Source organism: Streptococcus oralis subsp. tigurinus, assembly GCF_002356415.1.
In the GTDB taxonomy this organism is placed as follows: domain Bacteria; phylum Bacillota; class Bacilli; order Lactobacillales; family Streptococcaceae; genus Streptococcus; species Streptococcus oralis_F.
This window is the reverse complement of sequence record NZ_AP018338.1, coordinates 772,531-792,600: the sequence shown is the minus strand read 5'-3', so window position 1 is coordinate 792,600 and position 20,070 is coordinate 772,531. Positions and strand designations below refer to the sequence as shown.

At 39.2% G+C, this 20,070-nt stretch carries 27 protein-coding genes; 8 read left to right on the top strand and 19 right to left on the bottom strand.

Annotated features, from left to right (window positions below; translation table 11 throughout):
- Positions 1–106: 106 nt before the first annotated feature.
- Positions 107–643, top strand: coding sequence for a biotin transporter BioY (locus STO1_RS04060; RefSeq protein ID WP_084918234.1), 537 nt, complete (start codon positions 107–109; stop codon positions 641–643).
- A gap of 392 nt (positions 644–1,035) precedes the next feature.
- Complete coding sequence (locus tag STO1_RS04055; protein ID WP_084918232.1) at positions 1,036–1,593, top strand: TetR/AcrR family transcriptional regulator; 558 nt, start codon at positions 1,036–1,038, stop codon at positions 1,591–1,593.
- A 33-nt stretch (positions 1,594–1,626) separates the two neighbouring features.
- Here STO1_RS04055 and STO1_RS04050 read toward each other — a convergent pair whose 3' ends face one another.
- Positions 1,627–1,845 carry a YdbC family protein gene (locus STO1_RS04050; RefSeq protein WP_000807427.1) on the bottom strand — a complete coding sequence of 73 codons (219 nt, stop codon included), beginning with the start codon at positions 1,843–1,845 and terminating at the stop codon, positions 1,627–1,629.
- 97 nt (positions 1,846–1,942) lie between these two features.
- On the opposite strand from STO1_RS04050, the gene STO1_RS04045 reads away from it, so the two are divergent.
- Positions 1,943–2,263: a hypothetical protein gene (locus tag STO1_RS04045; protein ID WP_001248070.1), complete on the top strand. Its 321-nt coding sequence runs from the start codon at positions 1,943–1,945 to the stop codon at positions 2,261–2,263.
- A 27-nt stretch (positions 2,264–2,290) separates the two neighbouring features.
- Here the strand turns inward: STO1_RS04045 and STO1_RS04040 are convergent, their stop codons facing one another.
- The 7 genes from STO1_RS04040 to rpsP all read right to left on the bottom strand — a co-directional run bounded on the left by STO1_RS04040 (position 2,291) and on the right by rpsP (position 5,407).
- A complete protein-coding gene (locus STO1_RS04040; protein WP_001196045.1) occupies positions 2,291–2,629 on the bottom strand; it encodes an ATP cone domain-containing protein in 339 nt (112 codons plus the stop codon).
- Positions 2,630–2,640: 11 nt separating this feature from the next.
- Positions 2,641–3,360: a tRNA (guanosine(37)-N1)-methyltransferase TrmD gene (gene trmD / locus STO1_RS04035; RefSeq protein ID WP_002882191.1), complete on the bottom strand. Its 720-nt coding sequence runs from the start codon at positions 3,358–3,360 to the stop codon at positions 2,641–2,643.
- A complete protein-coding gene (gene rimM, locus STO1_RS04030; RefSeq protein ID WP_096422036.1) occupies positions 3,350–3,868 on the bottom strand; it encodes a ribosome maturation factor RimM in 519 nt (172 codons plus the stop codon). Before rimM ends, trmD begins: the two co-directional genes overlap by 11 nt.
- Positions 3,869–3,941: 73 nt before the next feature.
- Positions 3,942–4,493 carry a hypothetical protein gene (locus STO1_RS04025; protein WP_096422034.1) on the bottom strand — a complete coding sequence of 184 codons (552 nt, stop codon included), beginning with the start codon at positions 4,491–4,493 and terminating at the stop codon, positions 3,942–3,944.
- Positions 4,483–4,827, bottom strand: a complete 345-nt coding sequence (locus STO1_RS04020; RefSeq protein ID WP_096422032.1) for a MazG nucleotide pyrophosphohydrolase domain-containing protein — start codon at positions 4,825–4,827, stop codon at positions 4,483–4,485. Before STO1_RS04020 ends, STO1_RS04025 begins: the two co-directional genes overlap by 11 nt.
- Positions 4,828–4,875: 48 nt before the next feature.
- Positions 4,876–5,115, bottom strand: coding sequence for an RNA-binding protein KphA (gene kphA, locus STO1_RS04015; RefSeq protein ID WP_000379617.1), 240 nt, complete (start codon positions 5,113–5,115; stop codon positions 4,876–4,878).
- Between the two features lie 19 nt (positions 5,116–5,134).
- Entirely contained in the window at positions 5,135–5,407 is a 273-nt protein-coding gene (rpsP, locus tag STO1_RS04010) for a 30S ribosomal protein S16 (RefSeq protein WP_000268760.1), read from the bottom strand.
- Between the two features lie 235 nt (positions 5,408–5,642).
- Here rpsP and STO1_RS04005 point away from each other — a divergent pair, with 235 nt between their 5' ends.
- The 4 genes from STO1_RS04005 to STO1_RS03990 all read left to right on the top strand — a co-directional run bounded on the left by STO1_RS04005 (position 5,643) and on the right by STO1_RS03990 (position 8,358).
- Complete coding sequence (locus STO1_RS04005; protein ID WP_045617342.1) at positions 5,643–6,386, top strand: DeoR/GlpR family DNA-binding transcription regulator; 744 nt, start codon at positions 5,643–5,645, stop codon at positions 6,384–6,386.
- Between the two features lie 13 nt (positions 6,387–6,399).
- Entirely contained in the window at positions 6,400–7,212 is an 813-nt protein-coding gene (locus STO1_RS04000; protein WP_033606116.1) for a Cof-type HAD-IIB family hydrolase, read from the top strand.
- Positions 7,213–7,284: 72 nt separating this feature from the next.
- Complete coding sequence (locus STO1_RS03995) at positions 7,285–8,091, top strand: peptidylprolyl isomerase (protein ID WP_084939105.1); 807 nt, start codon at positions 7,285–7,287, stop codon at positions 8,089–8,091.
- 27 nt (positions 8,092–8,118) lie between these two features.
- On the top strand, positions 8,119–8,358 hold the full coding sequence (locus tag STO1_RS03990) for a zinc-ribbon domain-containing protein (protein ID WP_000600214.1): 240 nt from the start codon (positions 8,119–8,121) through the stop codon (positions 8,356–8,358).
- A gap of 42 nt (positions 8,359–8,400) precedes the next feature.
- Here STO1_RS03990 and STO1_RS03985 read toward each other — a convergent pair whose 3' ends face one another.
- The 7 genes from STO1_RS03985 to STO1_RS03955 form a co-directional block, all read right to left on the bottom strand.
- Positions 8,401–9,942: an ABC-F family ATP-binding cassette domain-containing protein gene (locus STO1_RS03985; RefSeq protein ID WP_096422029.1), complete on the bottom strand. Its 1,542-nt coding sequence runs from the start codon at positions 9,940–9,942 to the stop codon at positions 8,401–8,403.
- Position 9,943: 1 nt separating this feature from the next.
- Positions 9,944–10,423: a VanZ family protein gene (locus STO1_RS03980; protein WP_096422027.1), complete on the bottom strand. Its 480-nt coding sequence runs from the start codon at positions 10,421–10,423 to the stop codon at positions 9,944–9,946.
- Position 10,424: 1 nt separating this feature from the next.
- Entirely contained in the window at positions 10,425–11,510 is a 1,086-nt protein-coding gene (rlmN, locus tag STO1_RS03975; RefSeq protein WP_061852432.1) for a dual-specificity RNA methyltransferase RlmN, read from the bottom strand.
- Positions 11,511–11,530: 20 nt separating this feature from the next.
- Complete coding sequence (locus tag STO1_RS03970) at positions 11,531–12,061, bottom strand: YutD family protein (protein ID WP_001224366.1); 531 nt, start codon at positions 12,059–12,061, stop codon at positions 11,531–11,533.
- 155 nt (positions 12,062–12,216) lie between these two features.
- On the bottom strand, positions 12,217–12,822 hold the full coding sequence (sodA, locus tag STO1_RS03965; RefSeq protein ID WP_000974728.1) for a superoxide dismutase SodA: 606 nt from the start codon (positions 12,820–12,822) through the stop codon (positions 12,217–12,219).
- A gap of 72 nt (positions 12,823–12,894) precedes the next feature.
- Positions 12,895–13,929 carry a DNA polymerase III subunit delta gene (holA, locus tag STO1_RS03960; protein WP_096422025.1) on the bottom strand — a complete coding sequence of 345 codons (1,035 nt, stop codon included), beginning with the start codon at positions 13,927–13,929 and terminating at the stop codon, positions 12,895–12,897.
- A gap of 32 nt (positions 13,930–13,961) precedes the next feature.
- On the bottom strand, positions 13,962–14,897 hold the full coding sequence (locus tag STO1_RS03955; RefSeq protein ID WP_096422023.1) for a dihydroorotate oxidase: 936 nt from the start codon (positions 14,895–14,897) through the stop codon (positions 13,962–13,964).
- A gap of 204 nt (positions 14,898–15,101) precedes the next feature.
- Between STO1_RS03955 and gdhA the strand changes: the two genes are divergently transcribed.
- Positions 15,102–16,448, top strand: a complete 1,347-nt coding sequence (gdhA, locus tag STO1_RS03950) for an NADP-specific glutamate dehydrogenase (protein ID WP_061588269.1) — start codon at positions 15,102–15,104, stop codon at positions 16,446–16,448.
- A 96-nt stretch (positions 16,449–16,544) separates the two neighbouring features.
- Here the strand turns inward: gdhA and STO1_RS03945 are convergent, their stop codons facing one another.
- The 4 genes from STO1_RS03945 to STO1_RS03930 all read right to left on the bottom strand — a co-directional run bounded on the left by STO1_RS03945 (position 16,545) and on the right by STO1_RS03930 (position 19,757).
- A complete protein-coding gene (locus STO1_RS03945) occupies positions 16,545–17,189 on the bottom strand; it encodes a TetR/AcrR family transcriptional regulator (RefSeq protein WP_096422021.1) in 645 nt (214 codons plus the stop codon).
- Positions 17,190–17,205: 16 nt separating this feature from the next.
- A complete protein-coding gene (locus STO1_RS03940; protein ID WP_084939781.1) occupies positions 17,206–18,210 on the bottom strand; it encodes an NADP-dependent oxidoreductase in 1,005 nt (334 codons plus the stop codon).
- 213 nt (positions 18,211–18,423) lie between these two features.
- Positions 18,424–18,792, bottom strand: a complete 369-nt coding sequence (locus STO1_RS03935) for an EXLDI protein (RefSeq protein ID WP_045617978.1) — start codon at positions 18,790–18,792, stop codon at positions 18,424–18,426.
- Positions 18,793–18,854: 62 nt separating this feature from the next.
- Positions 18,855–19,757 carry a DUF2268 domain-containing putative Zn-dependent protease gene (locus tag STO1_RS03930; RefSeq protein ID WP_007522243.1) on the bottom strand — a complete coding sequence of 301 codons (903 nt, stop codon included), beginning with the start codon at positions 19,755–19,757 and terminating at the stop codon, positions 18,855–18,857.
- Positions 19,758–20,070 lie beyond the last annotated feature (313 nt).

Below are 20,070 nucleotides of genomic sequence, written 5' to 3'. Positions count from 1 at the left end.
TAAAATCGGCTGTTACAAAATTGTTACCTTGATTTCAAAAATAGGTTGACTTTTCTTTCTAGATTAGTATAATAGTTACTATAATTTTGAAAAGAGGTTAACAGTTTTGAAAAAAGCTCATATCTATGCTATCCCTGCTATCGGTGCTGCTCTCATCGCCGTATTGGCACAAATCAGTCTCCCTATCGGTCCTGTACCTTTCACTTTGCAAAACTTTGCAATCGGTCTGATTGCTACTGTTTTTAGACCTAGGGAAGCCGTCCTATCTGTAGCTCTCTATCTCTTGCTGGGTGCCATTGGTTTACCTGTTTTTGCAGGGGGAGGAGCTGGATTTCACGTTTTAGTCGGCCCAAGCGCAGGCTATCTTTGGTTCGATCTTGTCTATGCTGGACTTACATCTTATCTCATCCATCAAAATAGTGGCTACATTCGCATTTTCCTAGCCAACCTCTTGGGTGACTCCCTCGTCTTTGTCGGAGGCATTCTCAGCCTCCACTTCCTAGCTGGTATGCCATTTAATCAGGCACTAGCTGTCGGTGTCCTTCCCTTTATCCTCCCTGATCTTGGTAAGATTATTGCCATTAGTTTCATTAGTCGTCCCCTACTCAAACGATTGAAAAGCCTTCCATATTTTTCAAGATAAAAGAATAGTCCAGAACAATTGTTCTGGACTATTTCCATTCTAAGAATCAACTATACACTATTTAGATACTCGACTATTCTTATACCAGTATGAATATTAATCGTTTTATTCTTCAAATTATAGCTATTCAAAATATGCAAAGTAGAAAAGTATTCTAATTGATTCAAACCAAATATGCTTCCATTGATTTCGGAAGGTTGGCAATTGTATACTTTTCAGAAAACGCATTTTCACTGAGAGAGCTATATTTTATAAATTATTTGTGATACAATAGAGCTACCTAAAAGATTCAGAAAATTTAATGTTCATTGATTGTTTATATTAACTTGAACATTCTGATTTTTCTTCATTCAAAAATAACTGTAAATAATTATAAGTAGAAAGGTAATTCTATGGCAAAGAATACTCGTGAGCTAATCATTAGAGCTCTCATTACACTAGCTAAGAAAAATCCTCAGCGTAGTTCCTTTACAATGACTGAAATTGCTGCTGAAGCTGGTATTTCACGACAAGCGATTTATCAAAAGCATTTTAACAACTTTGAAGATATTATCGAATACATTCACGAAGAGACCAATCAACACATTTTTAACGTCTTTAATAAGTACTGCCCTAGCAATGATGGAGATCCTATCAGCTTTTTAGCAGACCATATACTTCCTCTCATATACGAAAAAAGGGAAGTTATTAACACCTTGTATACCACACAAGCCGACCCATGTTGGAAGGAATTTCTGCGTGGAACATACTCAGAGTGGGTACTAAAGAATGTCAATTACCAACTGAAATATAATTTTAATAAAGAGGACATCGCTTATATCATTACGACCATGGCCATCTCTTTTATTGAAGTGTGGATTCGTAAAGATAATCCAATACCACCTGAAGAGTATAGAGAGACTTTCATTCAATTGTCTAAGACTTCTCTTTGTGACTATATTGTGTCATAAAAAAAGAATCTTGAGTTCCACTCAAGATTCTTTTTATTGTCCACCTTTAAAGGCATCCACCATTACCTGAAATTCTTCATTTGTAAGAGTAATTCCCTTGCCCATTTTAGTATGATCTGGGCTCCAAGCGCGAATGTCAAACTTTGCAGGGGCTCCATTAAAGCTGACGCGATTGATTTCCTTGGTCCATCCTTTTTCATTTTCAGACAGGGTCAGTAAGTGTTCTTCGATTTCAAATGTAAATTCTGCCATTTTGTTCTCCTTTTAAGTTTTCATTAGATTATTCGAAAAACCTTGTAGTTTTTAGAAAAATTTTATATAATGTGGATATGTAAGGAGGGAGGATTCTATGAGACAGGCATTCCAACTAGTTCTAGATAAACTACATAGTTTTCTCAATGGGAATGATGATCATCCTCAAATCGAGGACAACTCCCTCACTGCTATGATTGAACAAGCCATCCAGAAAAAGACGGCTGTTCATGTGATACTTGCAGAAACAAGTTTTACGGGTGATATTATCAAACACGACGCCAATCGCCAACAAATTATCGTCAAGAATTTTTCAAAAAACGTGACTCGAATCATTCGTATCAGTGATATTAAACGGCTTCGTTTTGTTCCCTCAACCGTACAACAAGCTCAGAAAAGTCTATTTAAGAAAGAGTGAGATGTTCATTGCATCCCACTCTTTTTCTTACCGGATTTGTTCAAAATGAAGATGAACGGCGATATGGTCGCCATAACCACTTCTCTCCAAATCGCGTTGCAAGCGATAAGAGATATAGTGCTCTGCAATGGTAATGTAGCCAGCTCCAAGTAAGCGGTGCTCAACCATTGACTGGATCATGCTGATAGTCGCACGTTCCACTTTTGCTTCTTCCAAGTCCAAAACGACTTTCTTAGTAACTTGTGCAAGGTTTTGACGCAAATCATCTGTCAAAACATAAACGGTTTGAGCTGCTTTTAGGACAGCTTGGTAAATTTTATCTGGATCAAATTCAGCAATTTCTCCATTACGTTTGATTACTTGCATAAGGTTCTCCTTTATTCTTTGTTTTCTTTGATTTCAGCCAGCATTTTTTCTTCTTCGGCTGTTAGTTGATAGTTTTCTAGCAAGTCAGGTCTGCGCTCGTAGGTTTTCTTTAGGCTCTCATACAGTCGCCACTGACGAATCTTTTCATGGTGTCCACTCATGAGCACATCTGGAACCACCATGCCACGATAGTCATAAGGACGTGTGTACTGAGGATATTCGAGGAGTCCCGAAGAAAAACTGTCATCTTGGTGGCTAGACTCCTTGCCAATCACTTCAGGAATCAGGCGAACGGTCGCATCGATCATGGTCATGGCCGCCAATTCTCCTCCAGTCAAGACATAATCTCCTAGGGAAATTTCATCGGTTACTAAGGTCTTGATGCGTTCGTCATACCCTTCATAGTGACCACAAATAAAGATCAGTTCCTCTTCCTGAGCCAAATCCTCAGCGTAAGCTTGATCGAACTGTTTTCCAGCAGGATCAAGAAGAATGACGCGGGGATTTTTCTTTTCAATGGCATCAAAGGCATCGAAAATAGGTTGCGCTCGGAGCAACATCCCCTGACCGCCTCCGTAGGGCTCATCGTCAACATGACGGGCCTTTTCAGCGTATTCTCTGAAATTATGATACTGGATATCCAAGAGCCCTTTTTCTCGAGCCTTCCCAACAATCGAGTGTTCCAGCGGAGAAAACATCTCAGGAAAGAGGGTTAAAATATCAATCTTCATCGTCTAACCCTTCTAAGATTTCCACTTCGACCCGTTTGTTTGGAATATCAACATTGAGAACTACTGGCGGAATGTAGGGTAAAAGCAAATCTCGCTTACCTTTTCGCTTGACTACCCAGACATCATTGGCTCCTGGTTGTAGGATTTCCTTGATATTTCCAATCAAGTTGTCACCCTCGTAAACATCCAAACCGATAATCTCGTGATAATAGAATTCACCATCATCTAAATCGTTCAAATCTTCCTCAGCAACCTTGAGGCTATAACCCTTGTACTTCTCAATCGCATTGATATGGTACATATCTTTGAATTTGATAATGTCAAAATTCTTATGCTTACGGTGGCTAGCGATGGTCACTGTTTGGACAAACTGATCTTTTTCATCAAATAAAGCCAGCTCTGCCCCTTTTTTAAACCGTTCCTCAGCAAAATCCGTCACAGACAAGACTCGCATCTCACCCTGCAGACCCTGCGTATTGACGATTTTCCCAACATTAAAGTAGTTCATCTTGTCTCCTGTATCTATTTCTATCCTTTATTTTATCACGTTCTAGGGATTTTCACAAGTTGGAGAAAATCAGCTATAATCCAAAAAGTGCTAGTAGTTTCCTCTTTAACGTTAATTTATATTTGAAAGAAGAAATATTTATATTCCCGTTATACATATTACTATAAAATGTATACTCCCCAATTTGACCTTGACTTGCCTTCCATTTCTTTCTTAAACTAGGTATAGTCTCAGGTAAATTTGTATGAATCAATAAGCATGTATAATTTTTTAAATTTTTGACTGTATGTATTTTATCTTGAACGACTAAACGATTACTTTTTGAATCATAGATTAAAGAATAAAATTCTACAATTTTAATATCAACTTCTTTTGGATAAAAAATCAAATGGTTATAGCGTTTATCATTTTTATTATGTTTAAACTCATAAACATGATGAAATTTCGTATGTAAGGAATCAAATTCGATTGGTTTAATTGCCTGAATTTCGATATTATTAATATAGGCCTTATTCTGGAAACTAATTTTTAAAATTACACCTATAAAAGTCAAAATCTGTATAATTCGTAATAACCAATCAATATACATCGCCCAGTCTATTTTTAAAAAATAATCAGTGTCCAATATCTCTCAAATCTCCCTTCAGAAAACTTTCCAAATCACGTTCATGCTGATACTTAATGGCTGCTTTTTTATCTTTGTCAAAGATGGTTTTGGTTAGGTCAATATCGTTGATGGCCGCGATTGCAACAGTGTAATGAATGATATCAGCCAATTCTTTGGCAAGTTCCTCGTTTGAGTCCTGAACCCCCTCTTTTCGACCAGAGCGCCCATTCAAGACCTCAGCTACTTCTCCTACTTCCTCCACTAGCTTGATAAAGAGGCCTTCCTCAGTTCGAGATTGCTGGTAATGTTCGAGTAAGTAGGCTTGTAATTGTCTAAACGTTAAATCCTTCATCTTCTCCTCCTCACAAAAAAAACGAGACATCTGTCCCGCTTTTTTTTTTTATTTTTCATCGATAACGATTCTTACTTTTTTGTCTTCAGTTGGGACAGAGTAGACAATCGTTCTTATCGCTGAGATAGTGCGACCCTTACGACCGATAACACGACCGACATCGCTTTGGTCAAGATCCAAGTGATACTCCAAAAACTCTGGTGTGTCTTCAATCTTGATAGTTAAGGCATCAGGTTGTGAAATCAAAGGTTTCACAATCGCAATAATGAGATTTTCAATCGTATCCATCTGTCAACCTACTTTAAACTTATTTTGAGAATTTAGAATCGTGGAATTTTTTCAATACGCCTTCTTTTGAAAGGATGTTGCGAACTGTATCTGAAGGTTGAGCTCCATCAGCCAACCATGCAAGAACGCGGTCTTCTTTCAAAGTTACTTGGTTTTCAGCAACAAGTGGGTTGTAAGTACCAACTGTTTCGATGAAACGTCCGTCACGTGGTGAACGTGAGTCTGCTACGTTGATACGGTAGAAAGGTTTTTTCTTAGAACCCATACGAGTCAAACGGATTTTAACTGCCATTTTTTAATGTCTCTTTTCTTATTTTTTTATTTCGGTGAAATAGCTGAGCTATTTAGCACATGTTCTATTATAGCAGATTTCTGACAGGTGTCAAGAAAAAAACTTGACAGAGTTTTTATTTTTTCAGATTTTCCACAAAAAACTTGAATAAATTGATTTTAAATTAAAAAAACTTATAAACGCTTGATTCGACTTGCAAAAAAGAGTAAAATAGAGTCAGAAAGCAGGTGAATTTATGTACCAAGCACAACGATTAGAAGAAATCATAACACTTTTAGAAGAGAGAGGAAGCCTTTCAGCAAAAGAAATGGTTGACTATTTCCAAGTATCCAAAGATACCGTCCGCAGAGATTTTTCTATTCTTGCAAAGGAAAATAGAGCACAAAGAACTCACGGAGGATTGCTATCAATAAAGAAACAGCCTATACTAGGCTTTAAAGACAGGAGAGAACAATCTTCCAAAGAAAAAGAGAAAATCGCCTCTCTAGCAAAGGAACTCATTTCTAATGGAGACCTACTATTCTTTGATGTTTCAACAACTGTACTAGAATTAGCTAAAATACTTGAGAAAGAAGTTAGTATTTTCAGTCATTCATTAGATAATGCGCTTATTCTAGGAGGAAAAGAAAATGTCGATTTTCACATTCTAGGCGGAAAGTTTCATAAAAAGAATCGTTTCTATTACTCTCTAGAAGAATCGGACATTTTAAACTCTATTAAGTTTGATTTAGCTTTTTTTGGAGCTGCAAGTCTTTCAGATGGTCAAGTTAGTTTTGAAGACCAAGAAGATGTTCTAATGAAAAAGAGAGCATTTAAAACAAGCAAAACTCGTGTCTTACTGGCTGAAACCAGTAAAATAAGCAAACACTCTCACTTTATTCTGTCTGAACTAGCTGATTTTGATTATTGGATTACAGACAAAGAACCCGATATAGAAATTCAGCGATCTTTAGATGGCAAAACAACTATTCTATTTTAAAAGGGAGGAAGCTATGAGAAATATTAAATTGATTATAAGCGATATTGACGGAACAATTTTAGACAAAAATCACCAGATAGACTCTTATTTGCCTGAACTGATGCCAATTTTAAAACAAAAAGAAATCCCTTTTGTCTTAGCTTCTGCTCGCTCTCCTCTCGGTATTGCTCCAATTTCTAGAAAACTAGGAATTTCCGACTTTCCAATTGCATGCTATAATGGTGCCCTAATCAGTAAGGGGGATGAGGTTCTAAGTCAGCATTCTATTGATAAAAAAGAATTGGCATTTCTTCATGATTTTTTAAAAAGAGAATTTCCGACAGTTTCTATCAATGTTTATTCTGGACAAGATTGGTTTGTTAATACTTTAGATAAATGGGTACAAATCGAAGCTAACATTACTGGAGAAAGTCCAAAAGTTACATCTATAACAGATTTTATAAGAGAGGAACATACTCTTGTTCATAAACTATTATTAATTGATAAGGCAGACACTATACAGAAACTACAAAACATCTTATCCATTATGGATTTCCCTCAAACCGACTTTTATCTCTCCAAGGATAACTATCTTGAAGTCACACATAATCAAGTATCTAAAAAACAGGCTCTGTTAGAATTGGCTAACTATTATCAAATTCCTCTCAAGGAGATTATGACCTTGGGTGACAATTATAATGATATTCCCATGATTGAAACCGCAGGTCTCGGTATTGCAATGGGAAATGCTCCTACAGATGTCAAAGACTGTGCAAATGCAGTAACATACTCTAATGAACAAAATGGAGTAAGTCAAGCTATAAAATTACATGTATTAGCAAAATAACCTCATTTTAAAATTTGAAATCAAACTCCTTTTAAGGTACAATGGTAGAAATGAATTTTTGAGAGGTTAACAATGAAAAAACTAGCAACCCTTCTTTTACTATCAACTGTAGCCCTTGCTGGATGTACTAGTATCCAACGTGGTCTCCGTGGTGATGAATATGTCGACTCCAGTATCTCAGCTGAAGAAAGCTCAAAAGCGGCTGCTCAGGCTGCCAAAGATTTGAATGACGCTTTGACCAATGAAAATGCCAACTTCCCTCAACTTTCTAAGGAAGTTGCTGAAGACGAAGCTGAGGTCATTTTACACACAAATCAAGGCGATATCCGCATCAAACTCTTTCCAAAACTAGCACCACTAGCAGTTGAAAACTTCCTCACTCACGCTAAGGAAGGCTATTATAACGGCATCACCTTCCACCGTGTCATTGATGGCTTTATGGTCCAAACTGGAGATCCTAAGGGAGATGGTACAGGCGGCCAATCTATCTGGCATGATAAGGATAAAACAAAGGACAAGGGAACTGGTTTCAAAAATGAAATCTCTCCTTACCTATACAATATCCGAGGAGCCCTTGCTATGGCTAATACTGGTCAATCAAACACCAACGGTAGCCAGTTCTTCATCAACCAAAACTCAACAGATATTTCTGCTAAACTTCCTACTAGCAAGTATCCAAAGAAAATCATCGAAGCCTATAAAGAGGGCGGAAATCCTAGTCTAGACGGCAAACACCCCGTCTTTGGTCAAGTCATCGATGGTATGGACGTTGTTGACAAGATTGCCAAGGCTGAAAAAGATGAGAAAGATAAACCAACGTCTGCTATCACCATTGATAGTATAGAAGTGGTGAAAGACTACGACTTCAGCAAAAAATAAGCCATCAACAGATAAGGAGACGATGACATGATTTTATTTTGGGGTTCTAAAGGTTATCAGAAAGATTTGGGACATACGCAAACTGCGATCGAATGTGGTCACTGTAACAATGTCGACACTTGGGAGATCGTAGAAACTGGGCGCAAGTTCACCCTCTACTGGATTCCACTTTTCCCTTATGGTAAAAGTTACTTCGTTTCTTGTCCGATTTGCCACTACGGTAAAGAAATTGAGAAATCTGAAGTTGAAAACTATTTAAATTACTAGTCAAAAAAGCCAAGTCATTTCGACTTGGCTTTTTTACTGCTTTTAAGTTAGCTTGTTAAAGTCCCAGATTTGGTCCATCCAGCCTTCATAGAAGTCTGGTTCGTGGCAAACCATAAGAATGCTTCCTTTGTATTCTTTAAGCGCCCGTTTGAGTTCTTCCTTGGCATCTACATCCAAGTGGTTAGTCGGCTCGTCCAACACTAAGACGTTGTTTTCACGGTTCATCAAGAGACAGAAACGCACCTTGGCCTGTTCTCCACCTGACAAGACCTGAATTTGGCTTTCAATGTGCTTAGTCGTCAACCCACAGCGGGCAAGGGCCGCACGGACTTCTGCTTGGTTAAGGGAAGGAAAGGCATTCCAGACAGCCTCTAGTGGTGTTTGACGATTGCCACCTTCTACTTCCTGTTCAAAGTAACCAAGTTCTAGGTAATCACCGCGTTCAACCTCCCCAGCGATTGGCGGAATAATTCCCAAGAGAGACTTCAAGAGAGTTGTTTTCCCGATACCATTGGCTCCAATAATGGCAACCTTTTGATTGCGTTCAAAGGTGAGGTTTAATGGTTTGGTAAGTGGACGGTCATAACCAATCTGCAAGTCCTTAGCTTGGAAAATAAAGCGACCAGGAGTACGAGCCGGTTTAAAATCAAAGGATGGCTTTGGTTTCTCGCTTTGGAGTTCAATGATATCCATCTTGTCGAGTTTCTTTTGACGGGACATGGCCATATTACGCGTTGCGACACGCGCTTTGTTTCGAGCGACAAAGTCCTTGAGGTCGGCAATTTCTTTCTGTTGACGTTCGTAGGCTGCTTCCAACTGAGATTTCTTCATGGCATAGACTTCTTGGAACTGGTAGTAGTCACCAGAGTAACGCGTCAACTGTTGATTTTCCACATGGTAGACGATATTGATTACGTCGTTGAGGAAAGGAATATCATGCGAAATAAGGACAAAGGCATTCTCATAGTTTTGGAGATAACGCTTGAGCCAGTCAATGTGTTCAGCATCCAAGTAGTTGGTTGGCTCGTCAAGCAGCAAAATATCTGGTTTTTCAAGGAGGAGTTTAGCCAAAAGCACCTTGGTTCTTTGTCCACCTGATAAGGCTGTTACATCTGTATCCATGCCATAGTCCATGACACCGAGGGCACGCGCTACTTCATCAATCTTAGCATCCAAAGTATAGAAATCTCGACTCTCCAAACGGTCTTGGAGTTCGCCAACTTCTTCCATTAGCGCGTCAATATCTGCTCCGTCCTCTGCCATTTCCATATAGAGGTCATTGATACGAGCTTCTGCTTTAAATAGCTCATCAAAGGCTGTCCGCAAGACATCACGCACGGTTTGACCTTCCTTTAGCACAGCGTGCTGATCCAGATAGCCAGCAGTCACATATTTTGACCACTCCACCTTCCCTTCATCTGGCAACATCTTACCAGTCACAATGCTCATAAAGGTTGATTTCCCTTCACCGTTAGCACCAACTAGACCGATATGCTCTCCCTTGAGGAGACGGAAAGACACATCTTCAAAAATTGCACGGTCACCAAAACCGTGACTTAAATTTTTAACTTCTAAAATACTCATTCTAATTCCTTATCTTGTTTTTATGCAGTCCTTTATAGAGGACCCAAGCCAGATAGCCACCCAAGGTATTGGTCCACAAATCATCAATCTCAAAGACCCGATTAAAATCAAAGAAAAAGTCTAAGACCAGCTGCGTACATTCAATTCCTAAGCTCAGAAGAAAACTGAGAAATAGGATTTTTTTCGTTTGTCGTAAATTTGGACAGAGATAGATCAGTTGAAAGACTAGTGGGAAAAGCAAGAAGACATTTAAAATGTTCTGCAAAAAGATCCAAAGGACTTGTCCCAAACTGGTCACTTCACCCAGATTCCAAAGGGAGTTTAAGGGAGTTAAAAGAAAAACCAGGCGTCCAAAAGTTTGAATACCTGGAGTTTCCACTCCTGTAGGAAGCTGAGGTTGGGGAGTGAAGCAAAAACAGACAATGCAAAGGCTGTAAACAGCCACTCCCAATCTTAAGATTAATTCTCTTTTTTTAGTCATTTTATGGATTTACCGCTGCGACTGCCTTCTGGCGATCACGTTTCATTGTATTGGAGCGTAATTGTCCACAAGCTGCATCAATATCTGTACCATGCTCTTGACGGACAACACAGTTGACCCCTTTTTTCTTGAGGGTATCGTAGAAGGCCATCACGCGCTCTTTAGGACTACGGCTATATTGGTCATGTTCACTAACTGGGTTATAGGGAATCAAGTTTACATAAGACAATTTCTTGATGTTCTTGAGCAATTCAGCCAACTCCAAGGCTTGTTCAACACCGTCGTTGACTTCATTGAGCATGATGTATTCAAAGGTCACACGGCGATTGGTTGTTTCGATATAGTACTCAATAGCAGCAAAGAGTTTTTCAATCGGAAAGGCACGATTAATTTTCATGATGCTTGAGCGCAATTCATTATTGGGTGCGTGAAGGGAAACAGCCAGATTGACCTGTACGCCTTCATTAGCAAAGTCACGAATTTTATGGGCCAAACCTGAAGTTGAAACCGTGATGTGACGAGCACCGATTGCCATCCCCTTGTCATCATTGATGGTACGGACAAAATTCAAAACATTGTTGTAATTATCAAATGGTTCACCAATTCCCATAACAACGATATGGCTGACACGTTCATCCTGACCACGTTCATCAAAGTATTTCTGAACTAGCATGATCTGCGCTACGATTTCCCCGTTATTGAGGTCACGTTGCTTCTTGATCAAGCCTGATGCACAGAAGGTACAACCAATATTACAGCCAACCTGAGTAGTCACACAGACTGACAAACCGTAGTGTTGACGCATGAGTACTGTCTCAATCAACATGCCATCTGGCAACTCGAAAAGATACTTAACCGTACCGTCAGCTGACTCTTGTACAATCCGTTGTTTCAAAGGATTTACGACAAACTGCTCATTGAGCTTGGCAATCAAACCCTTGGAAAGATTAGTCATTTCTTCAAATGACTGGACACGTTTACGGTAAAGCCATTCCCAGATTTGATCTGCTCGGAATTTCTTTTCTCCTTGTTCTAATACCCATTCTTGCATTGTTTGACGTGTTAAACTATAAATAGACGGTTTCATCTCTTCTCCTTATTCTCTATCTATTTCTGACGAATGACAAAATGGCGCTGTCCCTTGTCCTCTTTCTGAGACTTTTGGTCCTTATGACGACGTCTATTTCTCTTATCCGCATTTGGTTTTCTCTTGTTTTGCGAAGGTTTCTTGCCTCTTCTAGGAAGGTTTTCCTCTTCCTTTTTACGCATTTTCTTGTCAAATGATGCACGCTTAGGTGCTTGGTTTTCTAGGACAAAATAAGCACAACCATAACTACAGTACTCCAAAAGATAATCTTGTAAGCGACTGATTTTTTCAATTTTTTCCTCTGTTCGATCGTCTTTGTAAAAACCGCGTAGGCGGAGCTGTTCATTGCTCCAGTCCCCCACGACATAATCAAACTTGGTCAACACTTCTGAGAAGCGTTGATTAAAGACAGTCACATCGAAGGCATCCTTGATATTTTCAACCAAGGTAAAAGCAATCCCTTCAGTCTCAACCTTATCCCCATTCACATGAAATTCTGGGCCAGGAAACTTGTTATAGTTGTATAATTCAGGTGCAATTTCTTTACGCATAGTCTTCCTTTTCCACGATTACTTAACACTCTATTTTACCATAATTTCTACAAGTTGGCACGAATATCCTCTAAATGAAAAAAGTCTGACGATTTTGTCAGACTTCTGCTTTATAACCTTAAAAAGAGAAGATTGACTCTTCCCTCCATATTTTATTATTTAGCTGCTGCGTAAAGCTCGTCTACTTTGTTCCAGTTAATCACTGAGAAGAAAGCTTTGATGTAGTCAGGACGCACGTTGCGGTATTTCACGTAGTAAGCATGTTCCCAAACGTCCAAGCCCAAGATTGGTTTTTTGCCTTCTGAGATTGGGGTGTCTTGGTTTGCTGTTGAAGTTACTTCAAGCTTCCCTTCTTTGTTGACAACCAACCATGCCCATCCAGAACCAAAGCGAGTTGTAGCTGCTGCTGTAAAGGCTGCTTGGAACTCTTCAAATGAACCAAATGTTGCATCGATTGCTGCTGCAAGTTCTGCTGATGGAGCAGTTTTCTCAGGAGTCATCAATTCCCAGAAAAGAGCGTGGTTCAAGTGTCCACCACCATTGTTGATAAGTGCTTGACGGATATCGGCTGGGATAGAATCTACATCAGCAAGCAAGGCTTCAAGGTCTTCACCGATTTCAGGGTGTTTTTCAAGCGCTGCATTTGCATTGTTTACATAAGTTTGGTGGTGTTTGTCATGGTGCAAGTGCATTGTTTCTGCATCGATGTATGGTTCCAAAGCGTCATATGCGTATGGAAGGTCTGGTAAGATAATAGCCATCTGTAATACCTCTTTTTCTTTCTATATGAAGATGATAACGCAATCATCCTCTTTTTTCAAGTTTTATGCTCATTACGCTTGGCTAGATATCTGTAACAGCGCTCTCTCAAAAAGGTAGCCTTTTTCATAGACACCTGTCTTAATCTGGTAGTCTGTTTCAATCAAATAAGAAATCGCTCGCTTGAGAAAATCTAAGGAAATCCCTCTCGAATCTCTCAGTGCAAACTTGATTTGATAAGGATTAGGATTGCGCCCCAAGTAAGTTCCCAGACTGCTTGCAATCTGTGATTCCGTCTGACCAGCTTCTGATAAAATCTTCACTTGGGCAAAGGTACGAAACTGCCCTAACATGACCGCTATGAGCTTGATTTCGTCTTCCCCTTGCAAGGTCAAATCTCTAACCAAGTCACGGGCCTGGTCGATCTTTTTGCCCAAGATAAACTGAGTCAAATCAAAAATATTGTCCTGCAGGGTCTTTGGTATAGCCTCGACAATATCCTTCTCCTCTATCATGCCATCTGACTTATAAGACTGTAAAAAAAGGAGATTTTTCTGGATTTCACTAAATTGAAAACCAGATTTGAGAAGTAGATTTTCAAAGGATTGCCCCACAAACTGCAGACCTTGTGTCTGACTCCATTTTTGGAAATACTGGCGCAGTTCTTGCTCCTTAGCCTCAATAGCATCAAAGACAGTCGCATCTCGTTTGAGCAATTTGACCAGCCGTCTTTTACTATCTAACTTTCCTTCAGCAAAAATCAACAACTTGGTTGTTGGCGAAGGGTTATCAAGGTATTCCTCAAATGACTTGAGCTCATCATCTGTTAAAAAGCGTTTCTTGGCTGTTGTGATATCGACAAAATGATCTAATATCACGATTTTCTCATCCGCAAAGAAAGGGAGACTGACCAACTCCAACTCTAAGTCTTTATAAGCTACTTCTTTCATATCAAAGTAAGCAAAATTGAGATCAGCTGGATCATAACCAATCTGCTTCAACACTTGACTCTTCATAACTTCAAACTGACCCTGATCTGTCCCTGTAAATAGATTCAAGCTAGATAGATTTGATAAAGTCAATTTCTGACTGTCTTCAATGGCTAGCATCTTCTCTCCTTTCTTCTGATTTTTTATTAAACTTAATCAATATAGCGCAATTTCCCACGGAAATCTTCTAGGCTCTCGTACCCTTTTTCCGCCATAATAGCTTTCAGTTCATTGGTAATGCGCTCAAAAGCTCCAACGCCTTCCTTGTGGAGCGTCGTTCCTACTTGCACCATACTAGCACCACAGAGGATGTGTTCAAAGGCATCACGACCCGTTAGAACACCACCCGTTCCGATGATTTGGATTTGCGGATTGAGACGTTGGTAAAAGGCGTGCACATTAGCAAGAGCAGTCGGCTTGATATACTCTCCACCAATCCCACCAAAACCATTTTTAGGACGAATCACGACCGACTCGCCTTCTATATAAAGGCCGTTTCCGATAGAGTTAACACAGTTGACAAACTTGAGCGGATATTTGTTGAAAATAGCAGCCGCTTGATCAAAGTGAATAATATCAAAATATGGTGGCAATTTGATCCCAAGAGGTTTGGTAAAGTAGGCAAATACCTCTGACAAGATACGGTCTGTTGTCTCAAAATCATAGGCAATCTGAGGTTTTCCTGGAACATTTGGACAAGAGAGATTAAGCTCGGTCAGTCCATTGAATTCACTCTCTTGAACTTTTTTCAAGATGGTATGTGTTTCTTCTGGAGACATGCCAACTAAAGATAGGAAGAAAGTACGGTTTGGCTCTTTTTCCTGCAAGTCCAAAAGATAGTCCAGATAGTAGTCTAAGCCATTATTTGGCAAGCCCATAGAGTTGATGGAACCAAGTGGAACATCCTGATAACGTGGTTCAGGATTGCCCTGACGAAAGTCCAAGGTCGCAGTCTTCGTAACAAAAGTACCCGCCGCTGAGTTTTTGACCCCTTCAAGCTCTTCTATCGTCATACACGCCACACCCGCTGCATTCATCAAGCAATTGTTAAACTCAAAGCCAGCTATTTGTGTTTTCGTTGATACCATGATTCTGATCCTCCAGATTCCTTTTATTTCTAATATTATACCATACTTTAAGATTTTCTCTTTGAGAAACTAATTTCTATATAAAACGTTCGGTTTTGTAAATTGAAAGAATTTTTAGAAAATTTCTGTTTTTTTCTTTACACTCAAAAAAAATTCTGCTATAATGGCTCATGTAATAAAATATAACAACAAAAGGAGAACGATATGACATCTGCTAAAGACTATATCCAAAGCGTGTTTGCAACTGTGAAAGCTCGTAATGGGCATGAGGCTGAATTTCTCCAGGCGGTTGAAGAATTCTTCAGCACTTTGGAACCTGTATTTGAAAAACATCCCGAGTATATCGAAGAAAACATCTTGGCACGTATCACTGAGCCTGAGCGCGTAATTTCTTTCCGAGTTCCTTGGGTTGACCGTGATGGAAAAGTCCAAGTGAACCGTGGTTACCGTGTTCAATTCAACTCAGCTGTTGGACCATATAAAGGTGGACTTCGTTTCCACCCAACTGTAAACCAAGGGATTTTGAAATTCCTCGGCTTCGAACAAATCTTTAAAAACGTTTTGACTGGACTTCCAATCGGTGGAGGTAAAGGTGGATCAGACTTCGATCCTAAAGGGAAGACTGATGCTGAAGTGATGCGCTTCTGCCAAAGCTTTATGACAGAATTACAAAAATACATCGGACCATCTCTTGACGTACCTGCTGGTGATATCGGTGTTGGTGGACGTGAAATTGGTTACCTTTACGGACAGTACAAACGTCTTAACCAATTTGATGCGGGTGTCTTGACTGGTAAACCTCTTGGATTTGGTGGTAGCTTGATTCGTCCAGAAGCAACTGGTTATGGTTTGGTTTACTACACTGAAGAAATGCTCAAAGCTAATGGTAACAGTTTTGCTGGTAAGAAAGTGGTAATTTCAGGTTCTGGTAACGTGGCTCAATACGCTCTTCAAAAAGCGACTGAACTTGGTGCAACTGTTATCTCTGTATCTGACTCAAATGGTTATGTCATCGATGAAAATGGTATCGACTTCGATCTTCTAGCAGATGTGAAGAATAACCGTCGTGCACGTTTGACTGAGTACGCTGCTGAAAAAGCCACTGCTACTTACCATGAAGGTTCTGTATGGACTTACGCTGGTAACTACGACATCGCTCTTCCATGTGCGACTCAAAACGAAATCAATGGTGACGCAGCTAAACGTTTGGTTGCTCAAGGCGTTATCTGTGTATCTGAAGGTGCTAACATGCCTAGTGACCTTGATGCGATTAAAGTCTACAAAGAAAACGGAATCCTTTACGGACCTGCCAAAGCTGCTAACGCTGGTGGTGTAGCTGTATCAGCGCTTGAAATGAGCCAAAACAGCCTTCGCCTCTCATGGACACGTGAAGAAGTTGATGGACGCCTCAAAGACATCATGACCAACATCTTCAACACAGCTAAAACAACTTCTGAAACATACGGTCTTGGTACTGACTACCTTGCAGGAGCAAATATCGCTGCCTTCGAAAACGTAGCAAACGCTATGATTGCACAAGGTATTGTTTAAAATTCATTTGCTCAATCCTCAATCGTTATGATTGGGGATTTTTATGTTGGCTTCAAAAAAGCTCACCATTTAAAATAGTAAGCTTAAAATCAAGATTTATTTTACCTCTACTAATGTAAAAGACAGGCATTCAACAATTTCGTTTACTGCTTCATCTATGTTTACATCTTCCTTATCATTCAACATCATTGGAATAATATAAGAAAGACTCAAAGCTAAAATATAACGAACGATTCTTTCATTTGACCAATCTCGGATAACACCCTTTTCTTTAAACTGATTCAGGACTGGACTAATTGGCTTAATGATAGAGTGAACAATGACATTCCCTAACTGGTCAGAAATAGTTTTATCAATAAAAGAACGACTCAAGAGAATTTTAACTTGCATTTGATTCTCCTGAATGAAAACTAGTCTATCTCGAACAATACTTCTTAAAAATAGTGGAAAAGACTCTTGGTTTGCTGTAAATTTCTTCTCAGAAAAATCAGCAATTACATCTGGAATAACCTGTTCGAGAAAAGTTGACAGAATAGCCTCTAAGATGCCTTCCTTGGTCTTAAAGTAACTAAAAACGGTCCCTTCTGAAACTCCAGCCTCCTTAGCAATAAGGCTGGCTGTTGTATTTTCAAAGCCAATTTCTGAAAATAGCTTTAGACTTGATAATAATACTTGACGTTGTTTTAAACTCAAGTTGCTATTTTCTAATGTCTGAGCATACTTTTGTTCTAAACTATCCATTGCTGACACCTATCTGCTACTCTCTTACTTTTACAACCTTCTTACCTCGAGTGTGTCCCGACTTCAGACTACGATATGCCTCTCTAACAGACTTTAGAGAAAAATCATAAACCTGATCAATATTCAGCCGAACCTTCCCATCTGAGACCATTTCCGCTAGAACTCTAAAATCATCATATGTGGAATGTCTCGGACCCGTGAACTGAGCTCCTCTTATAATAACATATGGTGAAGGTACTAGCGTTCCAATAGCCGTGCCCTTCAATCCCAAACTGAAAGCCAATTTAACATAATCACTTCCATAGCAATCCAAGAATTTTGTAATTGGCTTTGCACTTGCTGATAGAAGAGCATTCTGGATGTTCTCTTCGTAGGCTACCGGTATAGCACCTAAAGACTTCAGATAATCTGAATTCTTCTTACTTGCAATTCCGATAACTGTTGCACCCTTAGCAACTGCATACTGTACTGCAATACTTCCAATACCACCTGCCGCTGCTGAAATCACTACAATATCTTTAGAGTTTAGCTCAATCTTTCTAAAAGCACCTCCCACTGTTAGAGAGGCTACACCCATAGTAGCTGCATGGTTCATATCAATCATATCTGGTTTCGATACGATTTCCGATTCATTGACACAAATTTCTGTTGCCAAAGCTCCCCTCTTGGTTCCCAATCCAGGGTCACTGATCATTGTTCCAAAAACCTTATCCCCTACTGCAAATCTATTTACTCTTTCACCAATTTCTATGATAACTCCAGCAAAATCCCGACCAACACCTCTTGGAAAAAGAGATGATTTTGACTCAAACCAACGACTTGGCTTCCTTAGTTTTGTCATAAAAGATAGAAATCGGAGTGGCTTTGCACCTTCAAAAGTCTTATAATCAATAGGATTTAAACCAACAGCATGAACTTCTATCCTAACTTGATTCACTTTCAAAGCGTCAGATTTAATGTTCACTAAATCTAACACTTCTTCATCACCGAAACGACTATATTGTATTGCTTGAACAACCATTGTATGAACTCCTTTACACATCTACAAAATTGAGTGAGCACTCAATCATTTTTCTTGATTATACACTTATTCTTCATAGATTTCAACTATACTGTTTCCAAAACTTCTAACTAAGTGAGCTGTTCATGATAAAAATAGAGCTATTTTCCCTTATGAAAGATTATCAAACTAGAACTCAAAGAAATCCGACTGCCTATAAAAGCAGCCGGATTTTTATATATCTAACTTTTCAAAAAATTTGCCTGTTGACTGCTTTTCTTTTAGCTTCTCAAGCAGCTCATTTTCCAGAAAAGGACTTAGTTCGTCAAAATCTTGACAAACCTTAAAGACAATCTCTCTGTCCAACTGACCATAAACTAATTCGTAATAGTCCTTATGATGTTGCCAATTCTGGTCATAATTGATATCTGTTCGTTGATAGTAAACAATATTTTGCTTCGGTGTCAGGTAAATCTTCTGCGTCAGAATGCTTTTCTGATCTTTGGACAATTTACTTCGACTAAAAATCTTAACACCTTGAAAAATCTTGCACTCATGGATACCTTGATTTGTGACTTTTAATTCAACTCTTTTATAGTGCATATAGCCACCTCCAAAAACTACTTTCATTATATCAAGTTTTGGCAGATTTGCAAGCAAAAGTGTCATTTCCAAAAGTCTTTTGTCGCTGCTAAAATCTCTTCTGTCGGTGTTACTGTAGCCTCAATAATGCTCTTACCAGTCTTTTTCAGATAAGCTTGTATCAGATGATAGCCATAGGCATAGCCTGCAGCATAGGGCATACCGACTGGTATCTGACCCTGTATCTCAGCTATTTCATCACCGTAAAGATAAGGAGCCATTTCCGCCATCCCTGTTAGCTGAAGCCGACTTGAGATGATGGGCTTAATCTCTTCTAACTGCTCTGGACTGATTGAAGTAACCCAAGGCCCAATGAGATCTTTGCCATAGAGCTCAGCTGCAAAAGACTCTGCCAAGCCTTCACTGACTACCCAGTCTGCTAATGTCGTCTGCTGGTTCCATTTGATAAATTGGAAGCGGACATTATGATTGCACTCGTGGGCCAGTGCCGCTTGCACACGTGGCAAAGTATAGTCATTTGGTAGCAGACTAAGCATGAGGTAACCTGGAATTCCACCATCTCCGCTATAACCCTTATTGAGCTGTAACATGGCCTTTTCAGGGTTGCCCAATAAAATAGTAAAATGGTAATCCTCAACCTCTAAATCATAGCCAGCTTGCTTAAAAAGACCGATACTCCTCTTGATTGTTTCCTGGCAGTCCTGCCAGAGTTGATCAGAGCTCAGAGCGTCGATAGCTGGTCTATCCTTTTCTGAGAGAGTTGCGGGCAACTGATTCATAAAGCCAAGCAGGAACAAGGCATCAAATCCTCCAGGATACTTCGCTTTCAGAGGAATGTGTTGCGTTTGATATTTTGTTGCAAAAGGTGCTAATATTTTGGCTCGAAAACAACCTTCTCTCTTTTCTAAGGGTAGCTCTAACATCTCTTGATAAACTTTATCTGAACGAATCATATTGATTTTCATAGTAATCTCCTTTCTTATCTACTATTAGTATAATCCCTTACCCAAGGTCAGGGTCAAGACTAAATTTAAATATCTTTTAAAATTTTATTGAAATTACCTCAAACCGTTCGAGAATTACCTTCAATAAAGTGCTTTAATACTGAGATTATAATATCCGGAGTATAAACAAATTAAAAACTTACTTTTCTACTGTTAATAGGAATGATGATACTAGAAAGAAAATAAATCCTGAAGAGTAAAAACTTGGATCATTTTTTATGGAAAGCCTATTATTCAAAAGTTGTTTGTCTCCTAGATAAACTATATAATAGTT

Bases quoted from the DNA above. Each gene is read 5' to 3' on its own strand.
- STO1_RS04055 (WP_084918232.1), top strand. From the start codon at position 1,036: ATGGCAAAGAATACTCGTGAGCTAATCATTAGAGCTCTCATTACACTA.
- STO1_RS04050 (WP_000807427.1), bottom strand. From the start codon at position 1,845: ATGGCAGAATTTACATTTGAAATCGAAGAACACTTACTGACCCTGTCT.
- STO1_RS04045 (WP_001248070.1), top strand. From the start codon at position 1,943: ATGAGACAGGCATTCCAACTAGTTCTAGATAAACTACATAGTTTTCTC.
- STO1_RS04040 (WP_001196045.1), bottom strand. From the start codon at position 2,629: ATGCAAGTAATCAAACGTAATGGAGAAATTGCTGAATTTGATCCAGAT.
- trmD (WP_002882191.1), bottom strand. From the start codon at position 3,360: ATGAAGATTGATATTTTAACCCTCTTTCCTGAGATGTTTTCTCCGCTG.
- rimM (WP_096422036.1), bottom strand. From the start codon at position 3,868: ATGAACTACTTTAATGTTGGGAAAATCGTCAATACGCAGGGTCTGCAG.
- STO1_RS04020 (WP_096422032.1), bottom strand. From the start codon at position 4,827: ATGAAGGATTTAACGTTTAGACAATTACAAGCCTACTTACTCGAACAT.
- kphA (WP_000379617.1), bottom strand. From the start codon at position 5,115: ATGGATACGATTGAAAATCTCATTATTGCGATTGTGAAACCTTTGATT.
- rpsP (WP_000268760.1), bottom strand. From the start codon at position 5,407: ATGGCAGTTAAAATCCGTTTGACTCGTATGGGTTCTAAGAAAAAACCT.
- STO1_RS04005 (WP_045617342.1), top strand. From the start codon at position 5,643: ATGTACCAAGCACAACGATTAGAAGAAATCATAACACTTTTAGAAGAG.
- STO1_RS04000 (WP_033606116.1), top strand. From the start codon at position 6,400: ATGAGAAATATTAAATTGATTATAAGCGATATTGACGGAACAATTTTA.
- STO1_RS03995 (WP_084939105.1), top strand. From the start codon at position 7,285: ATGAAAAAACTAGCAACCCTTCTTTTACTATCAACTGTAGCCCTTGCT.
- STO1_RS03990 (WP_000600214.1), top strand. From the start codon at position 8,119: ATGATTTTATTTTGGGGTTCTAAAGGTTATCAGAAAGATTTGGGACAT.
- STO1_RS03985 (WP_096422029.1), bottom strand. From the start codon at position 9,942: ATGAGTATTTTAGAAGTTAAAAATTTAAGTCACGGTTTTGGTGACCGT.
- STO1_RS03980 (WP_096422027.1), bottom strand. From the start codon at position 10,423: ATGACTAAAAAAAGAGAATTAATCTTAAGATTGGGAGTGGCTGTTTAC.
- rlmN (WP_061852432.1), bottom strand. From the start codon at position 11,510: ATGAAACCGTCTATTTATAGTTTAACACGTCAAACAATGCAAGAATGG.
- STO1_RS03970 (WP_001224366.1), bottom strand. From the start codon at position 12,061: ATGCGTAAAGAAATTGCACCTGAATTATACAACTATAACAAGTTTCCT.
- sodA (WP_000974728.1), bottom strand. From the start codon at position 12,822: ATGGCTATTATCTTACCAGACCTTCCATACGCATATGACGCTTTGGAA.
- holA (WP_096422025.1), bottom strand. From the start codon at position 13,929: ATGCTAGCCATTGAAGACAGTCAGAAATTGACTTTATCAAATCTATCT.
- STO1_RS03955 (WP_096422023.1), bottom strand. From the start codon at position 14,897: ATGGTATCAACGAAAACACAAATAGCTGGCTTTGAGTTTAACAATTGC.
- gdhA (WP_061588269.1), top strand. From the start codon at position 15,102: ATGACATCTGCTAAAGACTATATCCAAAGCGTGTTTGCAACTGTGAAA.
- STO1_RS03945 (WP_096422021.1), bottom strand. From the start codon at position 17,189: ATGGATAGTTTAGAACAAAAGTATGCTCAGACATTAGAAAATAGCAAC.
- STO1_RS03940 (WP_084939781.1), bottom strand. From the start codon at position 18,210: ATGGTTGTTCAAGCAATACAATATAGTCGTTTCGGTGATGAAGAAGTG.
- STO1_RS03935 (WP_045617978.1), bottom strand. From the start codon at position 18,792: ATGCACTATAAAAGAGTTGAATTAAAAGTCACAAATCAAGGTATCCAT.
- STO1_RS03930 (WP_007522243.1), bottom strand. From the start codon at position 19,757: ATGAAAATCAATATGATTCGTTCAGATAAAGTTTATCAAGAGATGTTA.